This window comes from Pseudomonas sp. R151218B TE3479 (assembly GCF_053629195.1).
The window spans coordinates 750,191-773,430 of record NZ_JBRJHV010000001.1 but is presented as its reverse complement, the minus strand read 5'-3'; the positions used below and the strand labels follow the sequence as shown (position 1 = coordinate 773,430).

General features: G+C 61.8%; 19 protein-coding genes. 12 read left to right on the top strand and 7 right to left on the bottom strand.

The features are described 5' to 3' along the window. Positions 1 to 60 precede the first annotated feature (60 nt). Positions 61 to 1,374 (bottom strand): NAD(P)/FAD-dependent oxidoreductase, encoded by a 1,314-nt coding sequence (locus AB7M32_RS03630; RefSeq protein WP_454249103.1) that lies wholly within the window; start codon positions 1,372 to 1,374, stop codon positions 61 to 63. Positions 1,375 to 1,519: 145 nt separating this feature from the next. Between AB7M32_RS03630 and AB7M32_RS03625 the strand changes: the two genes are divergently transcribed. Further along, positions 1,520 to 1,873, top strand: a complete 354-nt coding sequence (locus AB7M32_RS03625) for a YkgJ family cysteine cluster protein (RefSeq protein WP_454249102.1) — start codon at positions 1,520 to 1,522, stop codon at positions 1,871 to 1,873. A gap of 134 nt (positions 1,874 to 2,007) precedes the next feature. Here AB7M32_RS03625 and AB7M32_RS03620 read toward each other — a convergent pair whose 3' ends face one another. Then, positions 2,008 to 2,496 carry an Lrp/AsnC ligand binding domain-containing protein gene (locus AB7M32_RS03620; protein ID WP_003206849.1) on the bottom strand — a complete coding sequence of 163 codons (489 nt, stop codon included), beginning with the start codon at positions 2,494 to 2,496 and terminating at the stop codon, positions 2,008 to 2,010. A gap of 156 nt (positions 2,497 to 2,652) precedes the next feature. Here AB7M32_RS03620 and dadA point away from each other — a divergent pair, with 156 nt between their 5' ends. The 6 genes from dadA (at position 2,653) to AB7M32_RS03590 (ending at position 8,791) form a co-directional block, all read left to right on the top strand. Next, a complete protein-coding gene (gene dadA, locus AB7M32_RS03615) occupies positions 2,653 to 3,957 on the top strand; it encodes a D-amino acid dehydrogenase (RefSeq protein ID WP_092204785.1) in 1,305 nt (434 codons plus the stop codon). Next, entirely contained in the window at positions 3,929 to 4,282 is a 354-nt protein-coding gene (locus tag AB7M32_RS03610) for a RidA family protein (RefSeq protein WP_060740072.1), read from the top strand. The genes dadA and AB7M32_RS03610 overlap by 29 nt, the downstream gene beginning before the upstream one ends. Before the next feature lie 94 nt (positions 4,283 to 4,376). Next, positions 4,377 to 5,450, top strand: a complete 1,074-nt coding sequence (alr, locus tag AB7M32_RS03605) for an alanine racemase (protein ID WP_454249101.1) — start codon at positions 4,377 to 4,379, stop codon at positions 5,448 to 5,450. A gap of 128 nt (positions 5,451 to 5,578) precedes the next feature. Further along, positions 5,579 to 6,127 (top strand): cupin domain-containing protein, encoded by a 549-nt coding sequence (locus tag AB7M32_RS03600; protein ID WP_017135864.1) that lies wholly within the window; start codon positions 5,579 to 5,581, stop codon positions 6,125 to 6,127. Positions 6,128 to 6,310: 183 nt separating this feature from the next. Further along, the gene (locus tag AB7M32_RS03595) at positions 6,311 to 6,724 is read left to right on the top strand and encodes a c-type cytochrome (protein ID WP_072406052.1); all 414 of its coding nucleotides are present in this window, start codon (positions 6,311 to 6,313) and stop codon (positions 6,722 to 6,724) included. Between the two features lie 135 nt (positions 6,725 to 6,859). Then, complete coding sequence (locus AB7M32_RS03590) at positions 6,860 to 8,791, top strand: acetyl-CoA hydrolase/transferase C-terminal domain-containing protein (RefSeq protein ID WP_454249100.1); 1,932 nt, start codon at positions 6,860 to 6,862, stop codon at positions 8,789 to 8,791. Positions 8,792 to 8,898: 107 nt separating this feature from the next. Here the strand turns inward: AB7M32_RS03590 and AB7M32_RS03585 are convergent, their stop codons facing one another. Both AB7M32_RS03585 and rep read right to left on the bottom strand, forming a co-directional pair. Continuing rightward, positions 8,899 to 9,471 carry a xanthine phosphoribosyltransferase gene (locus AB7M32_RS03585; protein WP_003206836.1) on the bottom strand — a complete coding sequence of 191 codons (573 nt, stop codon included), beginning with the start codon at positions 9,469 to 9,471 and terminating at the stop codon, positions 8,899 to 8,901. A 58-nt stretch (positions 9,472 to 9,529) separates the two neighbouring features. Continuing rightward, entirely contained in the window at positions 9,530 to 11,539 is a 2,010-nt protein-coding gene (gene rep / locus AB7M32_RS03580) for a DNA helicase Rep (protein WP_025216114.1), read from the bottom strand. A 271-nt stretch (positions 11,540 to 11,810) separates the two neighbouring features. Between rep and AB7M32_RS03575 the strand changes: the two genes are divergently transcribed. After that, on the top strand, positions 11,811 to 13,484 hold the full coding sequence (locus tag AB7M32_RS03575; RefSeq protein ID WP_454249099.1) for a putative bifunctional diguanylate cyclase/phosphodiesterase: 1,674 nt from the start codon (positions 11,811 to 11,813) through the stop codon (positions 13,482 to 13,484). Between the two features lie 111 nt (positions 13,485 to 13,595). On the opposite strand, the gene AB7M32_RS03570 is transcribed toward AB7M32_RS03575, so the two are convergent. Then, entirely contained in the window at positions 13,596 to 14,990 is a 1,395-nt protein-coding gene (locus AB7M32_RS03570; RefSeq protein ID WP_454252095.1) for a NorM family multidrug efflux MATE transporter, read from the bottom strand. A gap of 158 nt (positions 14,991 to 15,148) precedes the next feature. Between AB7M32_RS03570 and AB7M32_RS03565 the strand changes: the two genes are divergently transcribed. The 3 genes from AB7M32_RS03565 (at position 15,149) to AB7M32_RS03555 (ending at position 19,889) form a co-directional block, all read left to right on the top strand. Then, entirely contained in the window at positions 15,149 to 16,069 is a 921-nt protein-coding gene (locus AB7M32_RS03565; RefSeq protein ID WP_072406045.1) for a LysR substrate-binding domain-containing protein, read from the top strand. Positions 16,070 to 16,255: 186 nt separating this feature from the next. Next, positions 16,256 to 18,232 carry a methyl-accepting chemotaxis protein gene (locus AB7M32_RS03560; RefSeq protein ID WP_454249098.1) on the top strand — a complete coding sequence of 659 codons (1,977 nt, stop codon included), beginning with the start codon at positions 16,256 to 16,258 and terminating at the stop codon, positions 18,230 to 18,232. A gap of 442 nt (positions 18,233 to 18,674) precedes the next feature. Beyond that, positions 18,675 to 19,889, top strand: a complete 1,215-nt coding sequence (locus tag AB7M32_RS03555) for an aldose 1-epimerase family protein (protein WP_454249097.1) — start codon at positions 18,675 to 18,677, stop codon at positions 19,887 to 19,889. Positions 19,890 to 19,895: 6 nt separating this feature from the next. Here AB7M32_RS03555 and AB7M32_RS03550 read toward each other — a convergent pair whose 3' ends face one another. Further along, positions 19,896 to 21,389 (bottom strand): YifB family Mg chelatase-like AAA ATPase, encoded by a 1,494-nt coding sequence (locus tag AB7M32_RS03550; RefSeq protein ID WP_072406038.1) that lies wholly within the window; start codon positions 21,387 to 21,389, stop codon positions 19,896 to 19,898. 261 nt (positions 21,390 to 21,650) lie between these two features. Between AB7M32_RS03550 and AB7M32_RS03545 the strand changes: the two genes are divergently transcribed. After that, a complete protein-coding gene (locus AB7M32_RS03545; RefSeq protein ID WP_454249096.1) occupies positions 21,651 to 22,928 on the top strand; it encodes a sensor histidine kinase in 1,278 nt (425 codons plus the stop codon). Positions 22,929 to 22,933: 5 nt separating this feature from the next. Here AB7M32_RS03545 and AB7M32_RS03540 read toward each other — a convergent pair whose 3' ends face one another. Continuing rightward, entirely contained in the window at positions 22,934 to 23,194 is a 261-nt protein-coding gene (locus AB7M32_RS03540; RefSeq protein WP_060740084.1) for an accessory factor UbiK family protein, read from the bottom strand. Positions 23,195 to 23,240 lie beyond the last annotated feature (46 nt).

The following is a 23,240-nucleotide window of genomic DNA, read 5'->3' as shown; positions in this document are numbered from 1 at the left end:
TTCTTTTTGCGGTTGCTGCGCAACCGAGCGGGAGCAAGCTCCCTCGCCACGGATCCAGGACTAAACCAACTCTTTCAACCGATGCCACAACATCCCCAGCGCCAACAGCGGCGAGCGCAAATGCTTGCCTCCCGGGAAGGTCATGTGCGGGACCTGGGCGAACAGATCGAAACCCCCGCTCTGCTGGCCGCTGATGGCTTCGGCCAACAGTTTCCCGGCCAGGTGCGTGGCATTTACGCCATGGCCGGAATAGGCCTGGGCGTAATACACATTGGGTTGATCCTTGAGCCGGCCGATCTGCGGCAAACGGTTGGCACCAATGCCAATCATCCCGCCCCATTGATAATCGATTTTCACATCCGCCAGTTGCGGGAACACCTTGAGCATTTTCGGACGCATGTAGGCGCCAATGTCCTGCGGGTCGCGGCCGGAATAGTGACAAGCCCCGCCGAACAGCAAGCGGCGATCCGCCGAAAGCCGGTAGTAATCCAGTGCTACCCGTTGATCGCAGACGGCCATGTTCTGCGGCAGCAGCGCCTGGGCCTGGGCCTGGCTCAAGGGTTCGGTGGCGATGATGTAGCTGCCGGCCGGCAGGACTTTGCCGCCGAGTTGCGGATTGAGTCCATTGAGGTAGGCATTGCAGCCCAGCACCAGCGTCTTGGCACGGACCGAGCCCTGCTGGGTGTGCACGTTCACTTCAGGGCCGTAGTCGATGCGCGTGACCGCCGATTGTTCGAACAGCCGGACCCCCAATTGCTGCGCCGCGGCGGCTTCGCCCAGGGCCAGGTTCAATGGATGCAAATGGCCCGAGCCCATGTCGATCAAGCCGCCGACGTAGCGATCCGAACCCACGACGCTGTGCATTTCGTCGGCTTGCAACAGTCGGATCGGGTGGCGATAACCCAGGCTGCGCAATTCTTCGGCGTCTTCGGCGAAACCTTCCAGGTCGCTGGGTTTGTTAGCGAGGTCGCAGTAGCCCCAGGTAAGGTCGCAGGGTATTTGAAAACGCTCGACGCGCTGTCGGACGATTTCCACGGCCTCAAGACCCATGAGTTTCATCTGGCGCACGCCGTCGGTTCCGATGATCGGCGCGAACTGGTCGAGGCCATGACCGACGCCACGAATCAATTGACCGCCGTTGCGCCCGCTGGCTCCCCAGCCGATCCGGTGCGCCTCCACCAGCACCACGCTCATGCCGCGTTCGGCCAGTTCGATCGCCGTGTTCAACCCGGAGAACCCGCCGCCGACAACGCAGACATCCGCCCGCAACTCACCCTGCAGCAGCGGATGGTCCGGTTGCGGCAGGCTGCTGGCGGCGTAATAGGAGGCGGCGTGCGCGTGGTTCGGGACAGGTTGCTGAACACGGGCGTTCATGTGCGTAATCCTGATTTTTGTGTTTGAGAAATTTTACGGAGCATAAGCCGGGGATTCCTTCCTGGGCAACATCGGTCGGTTGGCGCTGTCTGGCACGCGGTCTTTAAGGCAGAATCCCGGTTTATCCCTCTCGGTAACCGCCTCGATGAGCTGCAACAGTCAAAAAATCCGCACGCTACGCCAGCAGATTCCCTCGTTCGAGTGCGTACCGGGCTGCCATGACTGCTGCGGTCCGGTCACCACCTCGCCCGAGGAAATGGCCCGCTTGCCCCGCAAGACCCGAGCCGAACAGGACGCGGCCATGGAAGCCTTGAACTGCGTGCACTTGGGGCCCGACGGTTGCACCGTATACGACGAGCGGCCGCTGATCTGCCGGCTGTTCGGCACCACGGCGACCTTGCCGTGTCCCAATGGCCGGCGTCCGGTAGAGCTGATTCATCCGCGGGTCGAGAAACAGATTCACGAGTACATGGCCAGCACCCGGCAGGTGTTGGTCTAGCCGCCAGGGAGACCGAGTGGCGGCCTTCGCGAGCAAGCTCGCTCCCACAATGGATCTATATTCGTTCGCAAGAAGTATTCACCACCCACCTGTGTGGGAGCGAGCTTGCTCGCGAAAGCGGTCCGGAGCCAGGTTCAATCCGGAATCGGCAGGTTCAAGCTCTCCTTCACTTCTTCCATCACGATGTAGCTCTTGGATTCGCGCACGTGGGGCAGCTTGAGCAGGATGTCCCCCAGCAGCTTGCGGTACGAAGCCATCTCGGAAATCCGTGCTTTCACCAGATAGTCGAAATCCCCTGACACCAGATGACATTCCAGCACGTGAGGCAGTTTCAGCACGGCGCGTCGGAACTCTTCGAAGGTGTCGCCGGATTTGTAGTCGAGGCTGATCTCGACAAACACCAGCAGGCTGCCCTTCAAGTGCTGCGGGTTGAGCCGGGCGTTGTAGCCCATGATGATGCCCTCGCGCTCCAGGCGCCGGACCCGCTCGGTACAGGGTGTGGTGGACAGGCCGACCTTTTCCCCCAGCTCGGTGAAGGAGATCCGTCCGTCCGCCTGGAGAATGCGCAGGATATTGCGGTCGATCTTGTCCAGCTCGCGTTTGGTCTGGGTGTTGGTACGCACAGGTGATGCGCCTCCATGAAAAGGGGTTTTGCCGAGAATTCTCGCCAAATATAGGTGTTTATATAGTGAAAAGCACTGGCTGATCTTTTTTACACTGCGCCCATCAAAGCTATATACAACAAACGTCAGCGGTTCATCCGCGATGAGGGCATCAACATGCGCGTTCTGGTCTTGGGTAGCGGCGTCATCGGTACCGTCAGTGCTTATTATCTGGCTCGTGCCGGGTTTGAAGTGGTGGTGGTCGACCGTCAGCCAGCACCTGCCATGGAAACCAGTTTCGCCAACGCCGGCCAAGTGTCGCCGGGTTATGCCTCGCCATGGGCCGCGCCGGGCGTGCCGCTCAAGGCCATCAAGTGGCTGCTGCAACGGCATGCGCCACTGGCGATCAAGGCCACTGCCGACATTGATCAATACCTGTGGATGGCACAGATGCTGCGCAACTGTACCGCCAGCCGCTATGCCATCAACAAGGAACGCATGGTGCGCCTGTCCGAGTACAGCCGTGACTGCCTCGACGAGCTGCGCGCCGAAACCGGCATTGCCTACGAAGGCCGTAGCCTGGGGACTACACAGTTGTTCCGCACCCAGGCGCAGCTCGATGGCGCGGCAAAAGACATCGCCGTGTTGAAAGAGTCCGGTGTCCCGTTCGAAGTGCTCGACCGCGAAGGCATCGCCCGGGTCGAACCGGCACTGGCCAATGTCACCGACATCCTGGCCGGTGCCTTGCGCCTGCCTAACGACCAGACCGGCGACTGTCAGATGTTTACCACGCGCCTGGCAGAGATGGCGGTGAAATTGGGTGTGCAATTCCGCTTTGGCCAGGATATTCAGCGCCTGGACTTCGCTGGCGACCGCATCAACGGTGTCTGGATCGACGGCAAGCTCGAAACCGCCGACCGCTATGTGCTCGCCCTGGGCAGCTATTCGCCACAATTGCTCAAGCCCCTCGGAATCCGTGCGCCGGTGTATCCGCTCAAGGGTTACTCCCTGACCGTGCCGATCACCAACCCGGCGATGGCCCCGACCTCGACCATTCTCGACGAAACCTACAAGGTCGCGATCACCCGCTTCGACAATCGCATCCGGGTGGGCGGCATGGCGGAGATCGCCGGTTTTGACCTGTCCCTCAACCCGCGTCGGCGTGAAACCCTGGAGATGATCGTCAACGACCTTTATCCTCAGGGCGGCGATCTGGCCCAGGCGAGTTTCTGGACCGGCTTGCGTCCGACCACCCCGGACGGCACGCCCATCGTCGGTGCCACGCCCTTCAAGAATCTGTTCCTGAACACCGGCCACGGTACCCTCGGATGGACCATGGCCTGTGGTTCCGGTCGCCTGTTGGCAGACCTGATGGCGAAGAAAAAGCCGCAAATCAGCGCCGAAGGCCTCGATATTTCCCGTTATGGCAGCAAACCCCAGGAGTCTGCAAAACATGTCAATCCAGCGCCAGCTCACCAATGACCGCATGAGCCAGGTTGTCGTGCACAACGGCACCGTTTACCTGGCCGGGCAGGTCGGCGACGACATGAACGCCGGTATTGAACAGCAGACCCGCGAATGCCTGGCCAATATCGAGCGTTTGCTGGAGTTGTCGGGGACTGACAAGACGCGGCTGTTATCGGTGACGATCTACCTGAAGGACATCGAGGCCCACTTCGCAGGCATGAACGCCGTCTGGGATAAGTGGTTGCCCAAAGGTGTCGCCCCGGCCCGGGCCACGGTGGAGGCCAAACTGTGTGAACCGCAGATCCTGGTGGAGCTGTCCGTCGTGGCTGCGCTGCCTTAATACCGGCCCAAACGATCCCTCTCCCGGCGCTGGGTGGTCTACCCTGCCAGCCCGCGCCGGTTTTTTATTCATGACCGCCTAGAAGCCTGCCGCCATGCGTCCTGCCCGTGCCCTGATCGATCTCCAAGCCCTGCGTCACAACTACCAATTGGCCCGCGAAGTCACGGGGGCCAAGGCCCTTGCGGTGATCAAGGCCGACGCCTACGGGCACGGTGCGGTGCGTTGCGCCGAGGCGCTGCAGGAGACGGCGGACGGGTTCGCCGTGGCCTGCATCGAAGAAGCCCTGGAGCTACGGGCCGGTGGGATCCGTGGGCCGATTCTGCTGCTGGAAGGGTTTTTCGAAGCCGATGAGTTGCCCTTGATCGTCGAGCATGATTTCTGGTGCGTGGTGCATTCGTTATGGCAGCTCGAAGCGATTGAAAAAGCCCCGCTGAGCCAGCCGATCACGGTCTGGCTCAAGCTCGATTCTGGCATGCACCGGGTCGGCCTGCATCCGACGGATTACCAGGCGGCCTACCGTCGCCTGCTCGCCAGCGGCAAAGTGGCGAAGATTGTCCTGATGAGCCACTTCGCCCGCGCCGATGAACTGCACGATCCCAGCAGCACCGAGCAACTGGCCGTGTTCGAGGCGGCCCGTCAGGGGCTGGCGGCAGAGGTCAGCCTGCGCAACTCCCCAGCGGTGCTGGGCTGGCCGCAGATGCCGAGCGACTGGGTGCGGCCGGGCATCATGCTCTACGGCGCGACCCCCTTCGACGAACCCAACACTGTCGCCTCGCGCCTGCAGCCGGTGATGACCCTGGAATCGAAGATCATCTGTGTGCGTGAATTGCCCGCCGGTGAGCCGGTGGGCTACGGTGCTCGCTTCGTGACCACGCAACCGACTCGGGTCGGGGTGGTCGCCATGGGCTATGCCGACGGCTACCCGCGCCAGGCGCCTAACGGCACCCCGGTGCTGGTGAATGGGCAGCATAGTCAACTGGTCGGGCGGGTGTCGATGGACATGTTGTGTGTCGACTTGACCCATGTCCCCCAGGCCGGGCTCGGCTCGACCGTGGAGTTGTGGGGCAAGAACATCCTCGCCAGCGACGTCGCCAAGGCTGCAGACACGATTCCTTACCAGATTTTCTGCAACCTGCGCCGGGTGCCACGGCTCTATTCCGGGGGCTGAGACGAAGCGCCACCTACCGAAAGTCGCTTCACCGCACAGGATTCGGGTCAAAGTGTTGTAAATACTGAACGCTGTCGCCATGATAACGCTCACTTTCCTCACAACCTGATTCCCTGGAGGCTCCAGCATTGGACGTCGGTGAACGACTGCAATCCATTCGTAAACTCAAAGGCCTTTCCCAGCGTGAACTCGCCAAGCGCGCGGGCGTCACTAACAGCACTATTTCGATGATCGAGAAGAACAGCGTCAGCCCCTCGATCAGCTCGCTGCGTAAGGTCCTTGGCGGGATTCCCATGTCCATGGTCGAGTTTTTCTCCGAAGAGATCCTTCAGGAGAAACCGACCCAGATCGTCTACAAAGCCAACGAACTGATCGACATCTCCGATGGTGCCGTGACCATGAAGCTGGTGGGCCGGGCACATCCGAGCCGGGCGATTGCCTTCCTCAACGAGATCTATCCGCCGGGTGCCGATACCGGCGAAGAGATGCTCACCCATGAGGGCGAGGAGACCGGGATCCTGGTGGAAGGGCGGCTGGAATTGGTGGTCGGCCTCGAAACCTTCGTGCTCGAGGCTGGCGACAGCTACTATTTCGAAAGCACCAAGCCCCACCGTTTCCGTAATCCGTTCGACGTGCCGGCGCGACTGATCAGCGCAGCCACACCGGCCAATTTCTAGACCAAGAGGCGCCAGGCCCGCGTGGCAAAGGCGCCCACCTGTTGGGCTGTCATGACAAACAAGACCCTTGCGACTTTGGGGTTGTTTCAGAGTGACAGGCTTACCGCTATACTTGCGCCCGCCTGCAAACCGTGGCCGCAGGCGTGACTAGCCACCATTGAGGGTGTACGCGTGAACCTAATTATGAAAATGCTGGCTGCACCAGCAACCGTATTGGCCCTATGGGCTGCGACCGCTCAAGCGGCGCCGAACGATGAAATCGCCAAGCGCCTTGAACCCGTCGGCCAGGTCTGCGTCCAGGGCAAGGAATGCAAGGGTATGGAAGTCGTGGCCTCGGCCGGCGGCGCCGGCGGTGCCAAGGCGCCGAAAGACGTAATTGCAAAGCATTGCAACGCTTGCCACGGCACCGGCCTGCTGGGCGCGCCGAAAATCGGTGACAAGGCGGCCTGGAAAGAACGCGCCGATCACCAGGGCGGTCTCGACGGCATCCTGGCCAAGGCCATCACCGGCGTCAACGCCATGCCACCAAAAGGCACCTGCGCCGATTGCTCGGATGACGACCTCAAGGGTGCCATCAAAGAGATGTCTGGTCTTTAATACGCCGGCATCCTTCACAAAAAAGCCGCTTACGAGCGGCTTTTTTGCGCCTGGGTTTTTTCAGGACTGTTCATCGCAACCAAGACCCGGCAAGCTCGGTCCAACCCACATTCATGGAATGTCCAGGAGGGTCCGATGGTGCAGTTGTGTTCAATCGAACAGGCGGTGGATGACGTGCTCGAGCGCCTGCCCGCGCATATTCACCTCGGCATGCCCCTGGGGCTGGGCAAGCCCAATCTGTTCGCCAACGCGTTGTACCGGCGCATCGCACAGCTGCCCGAGCGACAGCTGACGATCTACACTGCCCTGAGCCTGGGCCGGCCCAACCTGGGCGATGGTTTGCAGAAGCGCTTCCTCGAACCCTTTGTCGAACGGGTCTTCGGCGACTATCCCGAGCTGGATTACCTGGTCGACCTGCACCAAGACAGTCTGCCGGCCAACATCCGCGTCCAGCAGTTCTTCATGCAGCCCGGCAGCCTGTTGCACAGTGCATCCGCTCAACAGAGTTACGTCAGCAGCAACTACAGCCATGCGGCCCGGGACATCAACGCCGCCGGCTTGAACCTGGTGGCGCAACTGGTGGCGAGCGCCCCGGAACACCCGGACCGTCTGAGCCTGAGCTGCAACCCGGACATCACTCTCGACCTGCTGCCGATGATCGCCAAGCGTCGGGCGGCGGGGGAGACCATTCTCATGGTCGGCCAGGTGCACAACGATTTGCCCTACATGCCGGGGGATGCGGAAGTCGGCATCGACGCTTTCGACCTGTTGATCGACGAGAAGGACAGTCACACGCTGTTTTCAACGCCGAACATGCCGGTGGGTTTCCAGGATCATCTGATTGGTATACATGCCAGTACCCTGGTGCGCGACGGCGGGACGCTACAGATCGGCATCGGCGCCATGGGCGATGCATTGACCGCGGCGTTGCTGGCACGTCAGGCCGATAACGCCGGTTACCAGGCGTTGCTGGCAGACCTGAACCTTAGCCAGTGGGCGCAACTGATCGAGCGCGAGGGCGGGGTCGAGCCGTTTGCCAAAGGGCTGTACGGTTGCAGTGAAATGTTCGTCAACGGTTTGCTGGTGCTGGCCGAGGCCGGGATCATCCGGCGCAAGGTCTACCCCGACGAGCCGACCCAGGAACGGGCCAACGCCGGGACGCTCGACGAGGCGGCACAACCCGACGGCATCTGCATACACGGCGGATTTTTCCTCGGCCCGCGCAGTTTTTACGAGCGCCTGCGCGAGTTGCCGCAGAGCCGTCTTCTCGAATTCAACATGACGCGCATCAGTTACATCAACGAGCTGTACGGCCAGGAGCCGCTCAAGCGCCTGCAGCGCCTGGATGCGCGTTTCATCAACACGGTCTTCACCATGACCCTGATGGGGGCCGGGGTGGCCGATCAGTTGGAAGACGGGCGGGTGCTCAGCGGCGTGGGCGGGCAATACAACTTCGTTGCCCAGGGCCATGCGCTGGAGGGCGGGCGCTCGATCCTGCTGCTGCGCAGTTGGCGCGAGGCCGGGGGCGAGATCAGCTCGAACATCGTCTGGGAGTACGGCCATTGCACGATTCCCCGGCATCTGCGCGACATTGTGGTGACCGAATACGGCATCGCCGACCTGCGCGGCAAGACCGACGCCGCGGTGATCGAGGCGTTGCTGAACATCAGCGACTCACGCTTCCAGCCCGGGCTGATCGAGCAGGCGCAAAAGGCCGGCAAGTTGCCGAAGGATTTCCGCCTCGATCCACGGTTCGCCGACAACACGTCGGAGCGGTTGCAGGCGATCCAGGCTCGGCATCCGAATCTGTTTCCCGAATACCCGCTGGGGTGTGATTTCGATGGGGTCGAGCGGGATCTGTTGCGGGCGCTGAACTGGCTCAAAAGCAAGTTCAAGCTCACCGAGATCCTGGAACTGGGCAAAGCCGCGCTGGATGCGCCAGAGCCCTGGGAATTTGCCGGGCATCTGGAGCGGATGCAACTGACCAGTCCTGAAGGGCTGAAGGAAGAGTTGTTCCAGCGGTTGTTGCTGGCTGGTCTCAAGGCCACTGCACAACAATCAACCTGAAACCCCTGTGGGAGCGAGCTTGCTCGCGATGGCGATCTGTCAGACACCTTTTATGTGACAGATACACCGCTATCGCGAGCAAGCTCGCTCCCACAGGGGGCACTGGGTCAGTCGATGAAGGTCACGACCCCACCCGCCAGCGACTTCACTCGGGCCAGGGATTCAACGCGATAACCCTGGGCATCCAGTTCCGCTCGGCCACCCTGGAACGACTTCTCGATCACGATCCCCAGGCCTGCCACCGTGGCGCCGGCCTGCTTGATGATGGAAATCAGCGCCTGGGAGGCTTTGCCGTTGGCCAGGAAGTCATCGATGATCAGCACCCGATCACTGCTGGTCAGGTGACGTGGGCTGATGGCGACGGTGCTTTCGGTTTTCTTGGTAAACGAATACACGGTGGCCGACAGCAAGTTTTCCGTCAGGGTCAGGGATTGTTGCTTGCGGGCGAAGATCACCGGTACGCCAAGGTTCAGCCCGGTCATGATCGCCGGGGCAATGCCCGAGGCTTCGATGGTGACGATCTTGGTGATGCCCGAATCCTTGAACAGCGCGGCGAATTCGTCGCCGATCAGCTTCATCAATTGCGGGTCGATCTGGTGGTTCAGGAAAGCGTCGACTTTCAGGACCTGATCGGAAAGCACGATGCCTTGTTCACGAATTTTCTGGTGCAGGGCTTCCATGAAGCCTCCTCTGATGACGCCTTCAGCGCCTGAAGTCGTTGAAAAAAAGTAGTCGATTCTAGCGCTTTAGCATCGCGCGTATATCCGCCAGGGCACTGTTGCCGCGAACGACTTTGACTTCCGTCGGCGTGTCGTCGTTACCTTCCCAGGCCAGGTCGTCCGGCGGCAACTCATCGAGAAAGCGGCTGGGGGCGCAGTCGATCACTTCGCCGTACTGCTTGCGCTTGGCGGCGAAGGTAAAGGCCAGCGTCTGACGGGCCCGGGTAATGCCGACGTAGGCCAGGCGCCGTTCTTCCTCGATGGTGTCGGCCTCGATGCTGGAGCGGTGCGGCAGGATTTCTTCTTCCATGCCCATGATGAACACGTAGGGAAACTCCAGACCCTTGGAGGCATGAAGGGTCATCATCTGCACGCCTTCGGCACCGTCTTCCTCTTCCTGCTGACGCTCGAGCATGTCCCGCAAGACGAGTTTGCCGATGGCGTCCTCGACCGTCATGTCGCCGTCTTCGTCCTTTTCCAGGGTGTTCTTCAACGCCTCGATCAGGAACCAGACGTTGCCCATGCGGTAGTCGGCGGCCTTGTCGCTGGAGCTATTGGTGCGCAGCCAGTTCTCGTAGTCGATGTCCATGACCATGCTGCGCAGCGCCGAGATCGGATCTTCCCCGGCGCACTGTTCGCGGACCTTGTCCATGAAGCGCTTGAAGCGCGCCAGGCGATCGGTGAAGCGGCTGTCCAGATGTTCGCCCAGGCCGATTTCATCAGTGGCGGCGTACATCGAGATCTTGCGCTCGGTGGCGTAGTTGCCGAGTTTTTCCAGAGTGGTCGAACCGATTTCCCGACGTGGGACATTGATCACCCGCAGGAAGGCGTTGTCGTCGTCCGGGTTCACGATCAGGCGGAAGTAGGCCATCAGGTCCTTCACCTCCTGGCGCCCGAAGAAGCTGTTGCCCCCCGACAGGCGATAGGGGATCTGGTGATGCTGCAATTTCAGCTCGATCAGCTTGGCCTGGTAGTTGCCGCGGTACAGGATCGCAAAGTCACTGTATGGCCGGTCGGTGCGCAGGTGCAGGCTGAGGATTTCCATGGCCACGCGCTCGGCTTCGGCGTCTTCATTGCGGCAACGGATCACGCGGATCTCGTCGCCGTGGCCCATCTCGCTCCACAGTTGTTTTTCGAACTCGTGGGGGTTGTTGGAAATCAGCACGTTGGCGCAGCGCAGGATGCGGCTGGTGGAGCGATAGTTCTGCTCCAGCATCACCACTTTGAGCGACGGGTAGTCGTCCTTGAGCAGCATCAGGTTTTCCGGCCGCGCGCCGCGCCAGGCGTAGATCGACTGGTCGTCATCGCCCACCACGGTGAACTGGTTGCGTTTGCCGATCAGCAGCTTCACCAGCAGATACTGGCTGGCGTTGGTGTCCTGGTATTCGTCCACCAGCAGGTAGCGGACCTTGTTCTGCCATTTTTCGAGAATGTCGGCGTGGTCCTGGAACAGCTTGACCGGCAGCAGGATCAGGTCGTCGAAGTCCACCGCATTGAACGCCTTGAGGGTGCGCTGATAGTGGGTGTAGACGATGGCGGCAGTCTGTTCCTTGGGGTTGCGGGCGTTCTCCAGGGCTTCGGCGGGCAGGATCAGGTCGTTTTTCCAGGAACCGATCATGTTCTTGATCTCGTCCACGCCGTCGTCGCCCGAGTACTCCTTCTGCATGATGTCGGTCATCAAGGCCTTGACGTCGGTCTCGTCGAAAATCGAGAAGCCCGGTTTGTAGCCCAGCCGCGCGTGCTCCTTGCGGATGATGTTCAGGCCCAGGTTGTGAAAGGTGCAGACCGTCAGGCCGCGGCCTTCGCCGGCGCGCAACAGCCCGCCGACCCGCTCTTTCATCTCTCGGGCGGCCTTGTTGGTGAACGTCATGGCGACGATGTATTGGGCGCGGATGCCGCAGTTCTGGATCAGGTGCGCGATCTTGCGGGTGATTACGCTGGTCTTGCCGGAGCCTGCACCGGCGAGCACCAAAAGAGGGCCGCCGACATAGTTCACGGCTTCTTGCTGCCGGGGATTGAGTCGGGACATGACAGAGTCAGGGAGTCGTTTGCGAAATGGGCCGGCATTTTAACAGGCTCTGAGAATTGTGCTGCTCTGTCCGACTTGTGACGCACGCAGGATTGTCATTTGCCGCTTCCGCCACTTTCACGCAGGATGTGGAACCAATTGGGTCCCGCGCAGCATTTGGAGCGGGAAAACCACCGAAAGCGCGTGTTTGAGAACCGTTGGCATTGGTCATTGCCCATCGGCAGGTCATAATGCCCGGCGCCTACCACCTTGCAGAGTCTAGGGAGTCAGCTTGTCAACGCCTGTCGAACCCTTGCGTTTGCTGTTATTGGCCCAAGAGCCAGAGTGGTCAGCGATACTGCGCGAGTGCCTGGTGCCCATGGGGCCCTCGGTCGTGTTGATCAGCGCCCCGAGCTGGGAGTCCGTCAGCAGCCTGTTCGAAGACAATCGCAACGCGGTGTTGCTGACCGTTGCGGCGTTGCAACCGGCGCCGGGCCGTTGCAGCCTGCCGACCATCCTGTTGCTCGAACACGAGCCGGCGGTTGCCCCCGACGGCGCCAGCGACTGGTTGGTACGTGACGTCCTCGACAGCGCGACCCTGCGTCGTTGCCTGCGCCATGTGCGCGAGCGCGGCGTGCTGGAAAACACTCTGCAGCGCCTCGCCGAGCAGGATCCATTGACAGGCATCGCCAATCGCCAGGGTTTCCAGACATTGCTGGCGGCGCGCCTGGCGGAAAACGACGGCCGAGGCTTGGCCCTCGGTCACCTGGACCTGGACAACTTTCGCCACGCCAACGACGCCCTCGGTCACCAGGCCGGCGACCGCTTGATCCTGCAAGTGGTGTCGCGGCTCAAGGGTTCGCTCGAAGCCGGCGATCAATTGGCGCGGCTGGGCAGTGATGAATTTGCCTTGCTGATCGACACCCGCCGCGCACCGCAGCGGGCCGAGTGGATGGCCGAGCGTATTACCGAAGCCTTGGCCGAACCCTATTGGGTGGACGGCGAAAGCCTGCTGATCGGTTGCAGCCTGGGCGTCGCCCATGCTCGCGCCCAGGCCGGCGCCGATCCGCTGATGTGGCATGCCCACATCGCCATGCAGCAGGCCAAGAGCACCCAGGGCTGCACCTTTCATATCTTCAACGAGCGCATCAATCGCAATGCCCGCAGCCTTGCCGACCTGGAAAGCGAACTGCGCCGGGCACTGCGCCGCGACGAACTGGAGTTGCATTACCAGCCGCGGCTGGACCTCGATGGCGGCCACATCGTCGGCCTCGAAGCTCTGGTGCGTTGGCGCCATGGCGAACGCGGCTTGCTGCCACCGAGTGAGTTCGTGCCGTTGGCCGAACAGAGCGGCCTGATCGTGCCGTTGGGCTACTGGGTGATTTCCCGGGCCCTACGGGACATGCAGGCCCTGCGCGAACGGGGGCTGGCGCCGTTGCACATGGCGGTCAACCTGTCGTTCCGGCAGTTCCAGGACAGCCAGTTGCTGCCGACCTTGAGTCGACTGATTGCCGAGCGGGGTGTCGAGGCGCAATGGCTGGAGTTCGAACTCACCGAAACCGCCGTCATGCGCCGCAGCGAACTGGTCAAGCAGACCATGGATGCCCTGGGCCGCCTGGGTGTGCGCTTCTCCCTGGACGACTTCGGCACCGGGTTCTCCTCGTTCGTGCACCTCAACAGCCTGCCGATCGCCTTGCTCAAGATCGACAAGAGCTTCGTCGGCGGCATGGAGCAGCGCGAGGAGAACCGCAAACTGGTGCACGCCATGATCAACCTGGCCCACAACCTCAACCTGGAGGTGGTGGCCGAAGGTGTGGAAACCCAGGAACAACTGGACCTGCTACGCGGTTTCGGTTGCGACCAGGTGCAGGGCTTCCTGATCAGCAAGCCGTTGCCGTTGCCGGAATTGGTCGAGTACTTGACGTTCGAGGGTGATCAGCAGTTCACACACGACGTCGTGGTCTGACACAAACCCTTGTGGGAGCGAGCTTGCTCGCGATAGCGGCGTGTCAGTCAAAATCGATGTGACAGACCTATCGCGATCGCGAGCAAGCTCGCTCCCACAAAGGGATGGATTTCACTTGGCCTGAATGGCTTCGAAACCGGGCTGTCCGGCCTCACTGCGAATCATCCGCTTCATCTTCCATTCAAACGCCAGGGTCAGGCTTACGGCCGCGCAGGCCAACCCCAGGGCCAGGCCCCACCAGACACCGGTCGGTCCCCAGTTCAGGTGGAACGCCATCCACCATGCCGACGGTGCGCCGATCAGCCAATAGCACCCCAGGCCCACCAGGAAGGTGGTCTTGGCGTCCTTGAGCCCGCGAATGCAACCCATGGCGATGGTTTGCGTGCCGTCGAACAGCTCGAACCACGCCGCCACCGCCAACAGGCTCACGGCCAGGTTGATCACGTCGCGGAACGCCGGGTCATCGTGGTCCAGGAACAAGCCGATCAATTGATGGGGCAACAACCAGAACACCATGGCGAACGCCAGCATCGCGGCCGCGCCAAAGCCAATGCCGACTCGACCGGCCAGGCGCGCCATCAACAGCTGTCCGGCGCCGTAGTGCTGGCCGATGCGCATGGTGATGGCGTAGGACATTCCGGCCGGCACCATGAACGCCACCGAGACGATTTGCAGGGCGATCTGGTGGGCCGCCAACGGCGTGCTGCCCATGGTGCCCATGCACAGCGCGGCGAACGCGAACAGCCCGACTTCCACCGCGTAGGTGCCACCGATCGGCAGGCCCAGGCGCCACAGCTCCTTGAGGTATTGGCGATTGGGCCGCGCCAGCCCAGCCAGCAGCGGATAGGCACGGTAGGCCGGGTGCCGATGGATGTGCCAGGCCAGTGCCAGGGCCATGCAGTTGGCGACAATGGCCGTGACCAGGCCGATGCCCATCAAGCCGAGTTTTGGCAGGCCGAACATGCCGGTGATGAGCGCGTAGTTGAGCAGGAAGTTGGCCACCGTGCCGCCGAGGCTGATCACCATGACCGGCGTGGCCCGGCCGATGGCGCTGGTGAAGCCGCGCAGGGCCATGAAGCTCAGGTAGCCGGGCAGGGCGAACGGCAGCGCCAGCAGGAACTGTCCGGCGGACAACACGTTGGTTTCGGTCTGGCCGAACATCAGCAGCACGGGCTTGAGATTCCACAGCAGCAACCCGGCCATCAGCGCCATCAACCAGGCCAGCCAAAGCCCGGCCTGGGTCAGCCGGGTGGCGCCTTCGACATCGCCCGCACCCTGGCGGATCGCGACCAGGGTGCCCACCGCGGCGATCACGCCGATGCAGAAGATCGACACGAACGAATAGGTGGCCGCCCCGAGCCCGCCTCCGGCGAGGGCTTCGGGGCTCAGGCGCGCCATCATCACGGTGTCGGTGAGCACCATCAGCATGTGCGCCAACTGCGAGGCAATCAACGGCCCCGCCAGCCGCAGGATGGCCCAGAGTTCGGTACGCACCGGATGCCGCATGATCATCACGCTCCATGTTCAAACAAGGCAGTAAAGCGACGATTCTCGGCGCTCTCGGCGGATTGCACAAAAGGATAAAAAAGATCGCTGGCATGATTAAAACTCATGCTGGATGGGTTTCTGGTAGGGTTTGCAGACCACGCCATGGAGCTTTTGCGATGTCCCGTCGTCTTCCTCCTCTTTATGCGTTGCGGGCATTCGAAGCCGCGGCGCGCTACAGCTCGTTCACCCGGGCCGCCGAAGAGCTGTCGATCACCCAGAGTGCCGTCAGCCGGCACATTCGCACGCTGGAAGATCACTTTGCCTGCCGACTGTTCCAGCGCAGCGGCCGCAACCTGCAGTTGACCGAGGCGGCGCGGTTGCTGCTGCCGGGCGTGCGCGAGGGTTTCATGGCGCTGGAGCGGGCCTGCCACACCTTGCATGGCGAAGACGGCATCCTGCGCATGAAAGCGCCATCCACGCTGACCATGCGTTGGTTATTGGCGCGCCTGAGTCGCTTCCGGCATCTGCAGCCTGGCAACGAGGTGCAACTGACCAGTGCCTGGATGGACATCGATTCGGTGGACTTCAACGTCGAGCCCTTCGATTGCGCCGTATTGCTGGGCAACGGGCATTTTCCGGCGGACTGGGAGACCAGTTTGCTGTTCCCCGAGGAATTGATCCCGGTGGGCGCGCCGAACCTGTTGAACGATCAGCCCTGGGATGTGGCGCGGCTGGCCAGTGCTGAACTGCTGCATCCGACGCCGGATCGCCGGGACTGGCGCAACTGGCTGCACCGCATGGGCCTGTCCGACAAGGTCTCGCTCAAGGGTGGGCAGGTGTTCGATACCCTGGAGCTGGGCATGATTGCGGCGGCGCGTGGCTATGGGGTCTCCATGGGCGATCTGCTGATGGTGGCCGAGGACGTCGCCCAAGGGCGCCTGAGCCTGCCATGGCCGACGGCTGTTGCCAGCGGTGAACACTATTACCTGGTCTGGCCGAAAACCCGGCCGGGAGGTGAACGTTTGCGCCGGCTCAGCGACTTCCTCCAAGGCGAGGTCAAGGCCATGCAACTGCCCGATGTACAACGTCTGAGCTGAAACGTTGCAGTGTCCATGCTAGCCACTTGGCATTAATCCTTCCACACCGCTCAAGTATTCGGCATCGCTGCCGAATCCGTGAACATGGAACCCTCGTTCAGAAAGGGCTAAACCACCTTATCCTTGAATAAAATGCCGAGCGTGCGACGTGATCAGGATGATCCAGTCTCTCGGCCAGGAGCCGTCATGTCTCAACCTCGTGCCCGAATCGCCTCACAGCTGGGCCTTGCCCTTGCCGTGATACTGGCGATCGTGATCTCCGGCAGTACCGTCTTCGCCCTGCGTTCGCTGGACACCGCCAACCTCGCCACTCGTGAAGAGCATTTGGCCAGCGAAGCGCGCCTCATGGCCGATCAGCTCAATACGTTCCATGGCACCTTGCGCGAGAGCACCCAGCGCTTGGCCGGTTTGTTCGAAAAGCGCTTCAGCGCGGGCCTGAGCGTGCATCCGGACCAGCCGGTGACGGTGGCGGGCGTACAAACCCCAGGCTTGAGCCTGGGTAGCGAAGTGTTGAACAACAACTTCAAGGAAGTGGACGACTTCAAAGCGATGACCGCCGGGGTCGCCACGGTATTCGTGCGCAGCGGCGACGATTTCATCCGCGTCAGTACCTCCGTCAGCAAACAGGACGGTACACGGGCCATCGGCACCGTGCTCGACCGCGCCGGCCCCGCCTATGGTCCGGTGATCAGCGGGCAGAGCTACATTGGTCGGGCCCTGCTTTTCGGGCGTTTCTACATGTCGCAGTACACGCCTGTGCGCGACAGCAGCGGCAAGATCATTGCCGTGTTGTACGTAGGCTTCGATTACACCGATGCGCAGAACGCGCAGTTCGAAAATCTCAAGCGCTTCCGCATCGGCCAGACCGGCTCCCTGGCGCTGCTGGACGAACAAAACAAATGGCTCGTGCCCCCCGCCGGCGTGCAGGCGCTGGACAACGCTACCACGGCCATCACCGGCTTGATCAAAAAGCCGGGCAAGGGCGCGTTCTGGGCCGATACCGCCGAAGATTTCTACAGCGTTGCCGTGCCGTTCGAGGGCGGGCCGTGGGCGGTGGTGGCGAGCATGCCGAAAACCGAGATCCGCGCCGTGACCTGGAGCGTCGGCATTCAACTGGCCATTGGCAGCCTGCTGGCGATGCTGTTGGCGGTCGGTTCGGCAATGTGGTTGTTGCGTAGCAAACTGGCGCCGCTGGGGGATCTGGTGCGCCAGGCCGAAGCGTTGGGCGCCGGCGACCTGAGCGTGCGCCTGAGCGTGTCGAGCCATGACGAAATCGGTCAGTTGGCCCGTGCCTTCAACCAGATGAGCGAGGCCCTGTCGACCATGGTCGAGCACATCCGCAAGGCCTCTCAGGAGGTCAACAGCCGCGCCCAGGCCCTGTCCGGGTTGTCCAGCGGGGCGTACGAAGGCATGGAGCAGCAATCCGGCGAAATCACCAGCATGGCCGGCGCGGTGGAAGAGTTCAGTGCGACCTCCTTGAACATTGCCGACAACATGGGCAACACCGAGCGCCTGGCCCAGGAAAACGCCCAGCAAACCCGCATTGGCCGGACCTCGATGGATGAAGCGTCGTCGTCCCTGGAGCAAATCGCCGGCGCGCTGAACAGCACGGCCACGGTCATCAATACCCTGGGCCAGCGTTCCCAGGAAATCGGCGGTATCGTGGGGGTCATCACCTCGATTGCCGAGCAGACCAACCTGCTGGCCTTGAACGCGGCCATCGAAGCTGCCCGCGCCGGCGAGCAGGGCCGTGGTTTCGCCGTGGTGGCCGATGAGGTCCGCAGCCTGGCGTCCCGCACCCGCCAGGCCACTGACGAAATATCGAGCATGATCAACAGTATCCAGCAGGAAACCGGCAATGCCATCAGCACGATGGAACAGGGCAACCTGTTGATGCAGGAAGGCCTGTCGCGCAACGCCAATGTGGCCGCGGCCCTGGCGCGAATCGACGAGCAGAGCCGTTCGGCTGGCCAGCAATTCGCGGCGATCACCACTGCCACCCAGGAACAAAGCAGCACCGCGACCCTGCTTAGCAGCAACCTGCAAAGCATCGCCATGGCCAACAGTGAGCAGCGCCAGGTAGTCTCGAATCTGGCGGTCACCGCCAAGGAACTGGAGAAACTGGCCCAGGACCTGCGCCAAGAGGTTGATCGGTTCCGCTGAAGCCTCCTGTCACAAGCCCGCTCCCAGAGATTTCCGGTGGGAGCGGGCTTGCTCCCACCGTTTGATTCTGGTGAATACGAAATCTCGGGCCACCATCGATTCCCCATGGGAGCGAGCTTGCTCGCGATGACGGCTGCCCAGCCAACATCATTTCAATCTGACCCACCGCCATCGCGAGCAAGCTTGCTCCCACCGTTTGATTCTGGTGAATACGAAACCCGGGCCACCATCGATCCCCTGTGGGAGCGAGCTTGCTCGCGATGACGGTTGCCCAGCCAACATCGTTTCAATTTGACCCCCCGCCATCGCGAGCAAGCTCGCTCCCACAAAACGCTGCCGATCATATAGTCGTGATTTTTTAAGGGTATTGCTGTTTTTAAGCTTGCTGAAACGTTTCTTCAAGTCTATAAAAACCGCACAACTCCAATAAAAGGTCGCGTCCATGACTTCGCTCAAACTCCTCATTACCCTTGGCGCCTTGGGCGCTGCCTCCCAGGCGATGGCTTGGGATTACGTCCTGCTGGATACCGGTAAAGCCGCCCAACCCTGGCAAATCACCAGCCAGCAGCTCGGCGTGAAAACCGACAAACCTTTCTCCGTGACGATGCGTACCCTGCACGGTGGTCGGCAAGAGGGCGTCAGCATCGTTGATATAGACAACGGCACCCTGAAGCTTTCAGTCGTCCCGACCCGTGGCATGAATGTGCTGCAGGCGTCGGTCGGGAATGTGCGCATGGGTTGGGATTCGCCGGTCAAGGAAGTGGTCAATCCGGCGTTCATCGAGCTCAACGGTCGCGGTGGGTTGGGTTGGCTTGAAGGTTTCAATGAATTGGTGACTCGCTGTGGCTACGAATGGGTCGGCCATCCCGGCATGGACAATGGCGAGCTGCTGACCCTGCATGGTCGCGCCGCCAATATTCCGGCCAACAAAGTCACCTTGCACATCGATGAAAAACCACCCTACGCCATCACTCTGCGGGGCGAGTTGAAGGAGCAGGCGTTCAAGAAGGTCGATTTTTCGGTGCAGACCGAACTGGTCACTGAGCCCGGCAGCGTGACGTTCGCCCTCAGCGACACACTGACCAACAACGGCGATTACCCGAAAGAATACCAAGCGCTCTACCACAGCAATTTCAGCACGCCTTTCCTGGAGCAGGGCGCTCGTTTCGCGGCACCGGTCAAGCAAGTCTCGCCGTTCAACGACAAGGCCAAGGGTGACTTGCCGGATTGGCAAACCTACCGAGCCCCGACCAAGGATTACGACGAAACCGTCTATAACGTCGTGCCCTACGCTGACACCAAGGGCGACACCCTCACCGTGCTGCACAACAAGGCCGGTAGCCTCGGTGTGTCGGTAGGCTTCAACACCAGCACGCTGCCCGTGTTCTCCCTGTGGAAAAACACCGATACCCAAGGCCAGGGCTACGTGACCGGGTTGGAACCTGGCACCAGTTTTTCCTATAACCGCCGGTATCAGCGGCCACTGGGCCTGGTGCCCACGATCGGGCCGAAAGAGCACAAGCAATTCCAGATTCACTACAGCCTGTTGGCAGACAAGGGCGCAGTGGATAAGGCGCTCAAGCGCATCGATGCGATCCAGAACGGTCAAAAAACCGAGGTCCGGGAAACACCGTTGGTAGACCTGAGCAAACCGTGAAGCGGTTCAAGCCGTAGCCGGCCGATATTGCAACGCTTCGGCCAGGTGTTCGCGGCGAATGTTTCCCGCTTGCTCCAGGTCCGCCAGTGTCCGGGCGACCTTGAGCAAGCGGTGGGCGGCGCGCAGCGACAGGGTCAGCCGTTCGCAGGCGGTTTCCAGCCAGGTTTCATCGGTTGTGGATAACTTGCAATGCCGGCGCAACCCCGGTAGATCGAGGAAGGCGTTGGCGCAGCCCTGGCGGCGGTGCTGGCGTTCCCGAGCTTCGGCTACGCGCTCGGCGACCGTGGCCGTATCATCCCCGGCTTCGAGCCTGGGGTTCAATGCCGTGGCTTCCCGGGCGACGGTCAGGTGCAGGTCGATACGGTCCAGCAGCGGGCCGGAGAGCTTGTTGCGGTAGCGCTGCACCATCTCTGGTGTACAGGCACAGCGGCCGCTGGGCTCGCCAAGATAGCCGCAGGGGCAGGGGTTCATCGCCGCCACAAGCTGGAAGCGGGCAGGGAAGCGCACTCGATCCCGGGCGCGAGAAACCACGATGTGGCCGGACTCCAGCGGTTCTCTCAAGACCTCCAGCACCTTGCGGTCGAACTCCGGCAGTTCATCCAGAAACAGCACGCCATGATGGGCGAGGGTAATCTCCCCTGGCTGCGGTTTCGACCCGCCACCCACCAGCGCCGGACCGGAAGCCGAGTGATGCGGCTGGCGGAACGGGCGTTGCGGCCAGTGGCTCAACGGTACACAACTGGCCACCGACTGGATGGCCGCGACCTCCAGGGCTTCGCTCTCGGCCAGTGGCGGCAACAGCCCTGGCAAGCGGCTCGCCAGCAGGGTCTTGCCGGTACCCGGTGGCCCGCTGAACAACAGGTTATGAGCCCCCGCAGCAGCAATCAGCAATGCTCGTTTGGCCCCGGCCTGGCCTTGTACTTCATTCAGGTCGGGGTAGGGCTTGCTGGCCGAAAGTAGCCCATTGGAGACGAACGGCTCGACCGGCGTGTGGCCGTTGAAATGCGCCACCGCTTCGAGCAGATGATCCACGGCGATCACCTTCAGTCCCGAGGCCAGGCAGGCTTCCTCGGCGTTGGCCCGTGGCACCACCAGCATGCGCCCGGCCTTGCGCGCCGCCAGCGCCGCAGGCAATACGCCACGCACCGGACGCACCGCGCCGGACAAGGCCAGTTCACCAAGGCATTCCACGTCGTCCAGCGTCAGGGTCGGCACCTGCACGCTGGCCGACAGGATCCCCAAGGCGATGGCCAGGTCGAAGCGGCCGCCGTCTTTTGGCAGGTCCGCTGGCGCCAGGTTCAAGGTGATGCGCCGCGCCGGAAAATTCAGCCCCGAGTTGATGATCGCGCTGCGCACCCGATCCTTGCTTTCCTTCACCGCCGCCTCCGGCAGGCCAACCATCGTCAGCGACGGCAAACCATTGGCCAGGTGGACTTCAACGGTAACGGCAGGAGCCTCGACCCCCACTTGGGCGCGGCTGTGGACAATGGCAAGCGACATGAATCGTTCCTTGAGTGAATGGGGGGTCGCGTCCTGCGACTTTTGAAGGGTAGTCGTGGGGATGAACTTGGGCGCAGCAATTGAGGGGAGAAAATTTGGCAGGATGTTTCGACAGCCAGTGACGGCTGAGGGGCGGCAAGGGCGATACGGTTCAGCGGCTGCCATCCTTCACCCGTCCAAGCGAAATGCCTGGGACCGGCCTAGACTTCGATTTGCCCAGTTGGCACTTGGCGGCATCAACGGCACAGGGAGGAAGTGGCCATGAACGATCTGCTGGCTCTGTTAACCGACAAGCGCTTCATGCCCCATGGGCACTGCTACATGTGGCGGCCGGATTTGCTGTGGACCAATGTCATCGCCGATGGTTTGATCACCCTGTCCTACGTCACCATTCCCTTCACGCTCCTGTACTTTATCCACAAGCGCAAGGACGTGCCGTTCGACTGGATGCTGGCGGCCTTTGGCGTATTTATCCTGGCCTGCGGGACCAGCCACGTGATGGAAATCCTGACCATTTGGCAGCCTTATTACTGGTTGTCGGCGCTGGTCAAGGTGATCACCGCGATAGCTTCGGTGATTACCGCCATCCTGCTGGTCCGGCTGGTGCCGGCGGCTCTGAAGATCCCCAGCCCGCAACAATTGGCCAAGGTCAACGAAGAGTTGCGCGAGGCGCAGGCCGAACTGGTGACCACTGCGCGCCGGGCCGGCATGGCGGAGATCGCCACCAATGTGCTGCACAACGTGGGCAATGTGCTCAATAGCGTCAATGTCTCAGCCCAGGTCCTCTACGAGAAGGTGCACACCTCCAAGGGGCCCGGGGTGGCCAAGGTCGTCCAGTTGATGAAGGAGCATCCTGACGACCTCGGGGACTTCATCAGCAGCGATCCGAAAGGGCGCGCCCTACCGGACTATCTCGACAAGCTGGCCGACGCGCTGGCCGTCGAGCAGCAGGGCATGATTGCCGAGTTGGCGCAGTTGACCCGCCGAATCGACCACATCAAGGAAATCGTCGCCACCCAGCAATCCTATGCCGGCAATGCCAGCGTCCTGGAGCCGGGCTCGCTGCGAGAGTTGGTCGAGGATGTCGTGCGCATTTGCGATGTGTCCCTGGCCCGCCACCACATCACGCTGATCAAGGAATTCAGCGATATCCCGCAAATGCCACTGGACAAGCACCGAGTGCTGCAGATCCTGGTCAATCTGATCAACAACGCCAAGCAGGCGCTGGACGCGGGTGTGAACCGGCCGCCGCAGATCATCCTGCGCCTGAAGGTCGTTGACGAGGGGCGCGTGCGGGTCGAGGTCGAGGACAACGGCGAGGGGATTGCGCAGGACAATCTTGCACGGGTGTTCGAGCACGGCTTCACCACGCGTGTCGACGGTCACGGCTTTGGTTTGCACAGCTGCATTCTGGCGGCGCACGAAATGGGTGGCGATCTGACCGTGCAGAGCGCGGGGCCGGGCAAGGGCGCGCTCTTTATCCTGGAACTGCCGCTCGCGCTTGTGCAAGGCGCATCGCAGCGGGCCGCGAGTGGTTGAGTCGCCTATTCCTGGGCCGGAGCCAACCGCGCTTCCAGCTCAGCGACCTTGGCCTCCAGGCTTTCGAGCCGCGCCCGGGTCCGGGCCAGCACGACCATCTGGCTGTCGAATTCTTCCCGGCTTACCAGGTCCAGCTTGCTGAAGCCGCTTTGCAGCAGGGCCTTGAACTGGCTTTCGATTTCGCTTTTGGGCAGCGGCGTGTCGCCACTCAAAATACGGGAGGCGTGGCCGCTCAGGGCGTCGAGGAGGTCTTTGGGCGCAAGCATGTGCAGGTGTCCTGGAAACAATGGCGGGCAGTGTACCACGCAGTGT